4 protein-coding genes are annotated in these 3310 nt (G+C 73.9%); all 4 read left to right on the top strand.

Features of this window, described 5'->3' with window-relative positions:
* Positions 1 to 370: ADP-ribosylglycohydrolase family protein (locus tag ACWGI8_RS41900; RefSeq protein WP_453668707.1), on the top strand; the 370-nt coding region annotated here is incomplete at its 5' end.
* Between the two features lie 179 nt (positions 371 to 549).
* Positions 550 to 1719 carry an ADP-ribosylglycohydrolase family protein gene (locus ACWGI8_RS41895; protein ID WP_453668706.1) on the top strand — a complete coding sequence of 390 codons (1170 nt, stop codon included), beginning with the start codon at positions 550 to 552 and terminating at the stop codon, positions 1717 to 1719.
* Positions 1716 to 3116 carry an ADP-ribosylglycohydrolase family protein gene (locus ACWGI8_RS41890; protein ID WP_453668705.1) on the top strand — a complete coding sequence of 467 codons (1401 nt, stop codon included), beginning with the start codon at positions 1716 to 1718 and terminating at the stop codon, positions 3114 to 3116. The genes ACWGI8_RS41895 and ACWGI8_RS41890 overlap by 4 nt, the downstream gene beginning before the upstream one ends.
* A partial coding sequence (locus tag ACWGI8_RS41885) for a PfkB family carbohydrate kinase (RefSeq protein ID WP_453668704.1) occupies positions 3113 to 3310 on the top strand: 198 nt, incomplete at its 3' end. The genes ACWGI8_RS41890 and ACWGI8_RS41885, both read left to right, overlap by 4 nt.

The raw sequence follows: 3310 nt of genomic DNA, 5'->3' as shown, positions 1-3310 counted from the left end.
CGCCAGGGACTGCGTCCACAGCGGAGCCGACGCCTTCTCCCTCGTCCCCCTCCTGGAGCATCAGATCGTCGACCACGTCTACAGCTACGGCATCGCCGCCGCCGAGACCGTTCCCGTCGCTCTCGCCCTCGCCACCGCCGCCCGCGGCGAGGTGAGCGGCGCGATCCCCGCCGCCGCGTGCCTGTCCCGCGTCGCCGACTCCGCACCCGCCCTCGCCGGGGCGCTGACCGGCGCGCTCGGCGGCGGCGCGGCCGTACCCGCCGCCTGGCGCGACGCCTGCCGCACCCTCGCCGGCTGCGCCCTCCCCCGCCTCGCCGGCACCGATCTCGTGGAACTCGCCGGTCTCCTCGCCCACACCGTGCGCCCGTAACTCGCCCCCGTCGGACCGGGATCGAGACACGGACCGAGACACGGACCCGACACGCAACACGACACGCAACACGACACGGATCCCGACGCGGAGCCCCTGCGAATCCGGATACGAATCCTGACAGGAATCCCCGACTGAGCCTTCCCCGCCCGCACCCACCCCGGGTGGACAATTCCGGCATGACACTCTCAGCGCTCCCGACGGTCACGACACTCGGCGACCGGATCACGGGCTGCCTCGTCGGCGCGGCGGTCGGCGACGCCCTCGGCGGCCCGGTCGAGGGGTACACCCCGGAGCAGATCGTGGAACGGCACGGCGGCCGCGTCCACGGCATCGTCGGCCCGTGGCACGGCGACGACTGGCGCACCGCCCGCCCCATCGCCCCCTACCACAAGGGCGACGGCCACGTCACCGACGACACCCTGATGACCCACGCCCTCGTCCGCGTCTACGAGACCGTGCGCGACCACCTCGACGCCTACGCCGTCGCCGACCACCTCGTCCCCGACCTGATCTCCAACCCCCGCTGGATCCCGGAGCTGGAGGCCGAGGCGCTCCCGCTCCAGCGGGTCTTCCTCGCCGAGAAGTGGCTCGCCGCTCGCCTCCACTACGGCCATGTCGACCCGCGCGAGGCGGGCACCGGAAACATCGTCAACTGCGGCGCCGCGATGTACATGGCACCCGTCGGCCTGGTCAACGCCGCGAACCCGGCCGCCGCGTACGCCGAGGCCCTCGACGTCGCGGGCGCCCACCAGTCCTCGTACGGCCGCGAGGCGGCGGGCGTGCTCGCCGTGGCGGTCGCCACGGCCTGCACCCCCGGCGCCACCCCCACCAGCGTCGTCGACGCCTGCCTCGCCGCTGCGAAGGACGGTACGCACTCGGCGATCGAGGCGGTCGCCGAAGTCGCCTGCCGGTACACCGACTTCGAACCCGCCCTGCGCCCGCTGCGCGAGGCCGTCGCCCCCTTCGACACCGTCGGCCCCGACTACCGCGCCCCTTCCCTGGGCGCCCGCCGCCCCTCCCGGCTGCACGCCATCGAGGAACTGCCCGTCGCCCTCGGCATGCTGCTCATCGGCGAGGGCGACTACCGCCGTACGGTCCTCGGCTCCGTCAACTACGGCCGTGACTGCGACTCGATCGCCACGATGTCCGGAGCGATCGCAGGCGCGCTGTACGGCGAGGAGCCGATCCCGCCCGACTGGGTGAAGACGGTCGCGGAGGCCAGCCGTCTCGATCTGCACGCCCCGGCACGGGCACTCACGGACGTCACGTACGAGGTCTTCGCCCGGGACAAGGAACGCCGCCGGGCACACGAGTCGGCCTTCGCCCGGCTGACGGACGCCCGATGAACCTCCGCCTCACCTGGGTCCAGCCCGAGGACCTGGTCGGCCATGAACTCCGCCAGGCCGAGGAGGACGGACGCGACGCCTCGCAGATCGCCCGCCGCTGGCGGAGGGCGGGCGGTGCTCCCGCCCCGCCGTCGGCGGGCGCCTCCCCCGCGTGCGCGTCCCCGCGACTGCGCACCCTGGCAACCCTTCTGCTGGACGAACTGGCCGAGCTGCCCAGCCCTTTGTCGGACTGCGAGCCGACGGACCTCCGGGCCGTCAAGGCGACGTGCACCGACTGGCCCCGCCCGGGCCCCGGCGGCTCCTCGCCGCGAGACGTGGGCGGCGAAGCCCTCCTCCACCGGCTCCACGCCGCCTGGCTCGGCCGGGCCGCCGGGTGTCTCCTGGGCAAGCCCGTCGAGAAGCTCCCCCTCCACGCCCTCCGTGCACTCGCCCGCGCCGCCGGAAACTGGCCCCTCGGCACCTGGTTCACCGCGAAGGGCGTCCCGCCCGAGCTCCTGCGGGCGCATCCCTGGAACCGCCGTTCCGCAAACACCTCCCTCGCGGAGAACATCGACGGCATGCCCGAGGACGACGACCTCAACTACCCCCTCCTCAACCTGGTGCTCCTCGAGCGGTACGGACGGACCTTCCGCACCGCCGACGTCGCACGGCTCTGGCTGGACGAACTCCCCGCCGGACGTACCTTCACCGCCGAGCGCATCGCCTACCGCAACCTCCTGGCCGGTCTCGAGCCCCCGCTCACCGCCCGCCACCACAACCCCTTCCGTGAATGGATCGGCGCCGCGATCCGGGCCGATGTCCACGGCTGGACCCACCCCGGCGCCCCGGCCGCCGCCGCCGAGCAGGCCCATCGGGACGCGGTGCTCACCCACACCGCGAACGGCGTGTACGGGGCCATGTTCATCGCGGCGGCGCTCGCCGAGGCGGCGACGGGCACCGCGGACGTCCACGAGTGCCTGCGCAGCGGCCTCCGCGTCGTACCGCCCCGCTCCCGCCTCGCCGCGGCCATCCGTTCGGGCATCGGGACGGCCACCGCGCACGCCGGCTTCGATACCGTCGTGGACCGTCTGCACTCCGTCTACGGCTCGTACCACTGGGTGCACACCGTCCCCAACACCGCCCTCCTCTGCGCCGCCCTGACCCATGCCGACGGCGACTTCACCGGCTCCATCTGCCGTGTCGTGTCCGGCGGCTGGGACACCGACTCCAACGGCGCCACCGCCGGCTCCCTCGCCGGGCTGCTCGCCGGCCACCCGAACCGGCTCCCCGAGCGCTGGACCGCCCCGCTCAAGAACCGCCTCGCCAGCACCGTCGGCGACTTCGACGGCATCGGCTTCGACTCGCTCGCCCACCTCACCCTGGCCCACACCACCTTCCGGGAGGACCCGCGCCCATGAGCGGCATCGTCGTGCTCGGCAGCACCAACATGGACCTCGTCGCGTACGTCGCGAAGGCCCCGCAGCGCGGAGAGACCGTCACGGGGCGCGAGTTCCGTACGGTCCCCGGCGGCAAGGGCGCCAACCAGGCCGTCGCCGCCGCCCGGGCCGGCGGCGACGTGTCGATGATCGGCGCCGTCGGATCGGACGACTTC

The sequence above is a fragment of the Streptomyces sp. NPDC054841 genome (assembly GCF_053611045.1).
The sequence above is the reverse complement of the archived record's forward strand: the minus strand, read 5'-3'. Positions and strand labels throughout refer to the sequence as shown.

What these genes read in the sequence shown, in the direction of transcription:
- ACWGI8_RS41895 (WP_453668706.1), top strand. Translation starts at nt 550, where the DNA reads ATGACACTCTCAGCGCTCCCGACGGTCACGACACTCGGCGACCGGATC.
- ACWGI8_RS41890 (WP_453668705.1), top strand. Translation starts at nt 1,716, where the DNA reads ATGAACCTCCGCCTCACCTGGGTCCAGCCCGAGGACCTGGTCGGCCAT.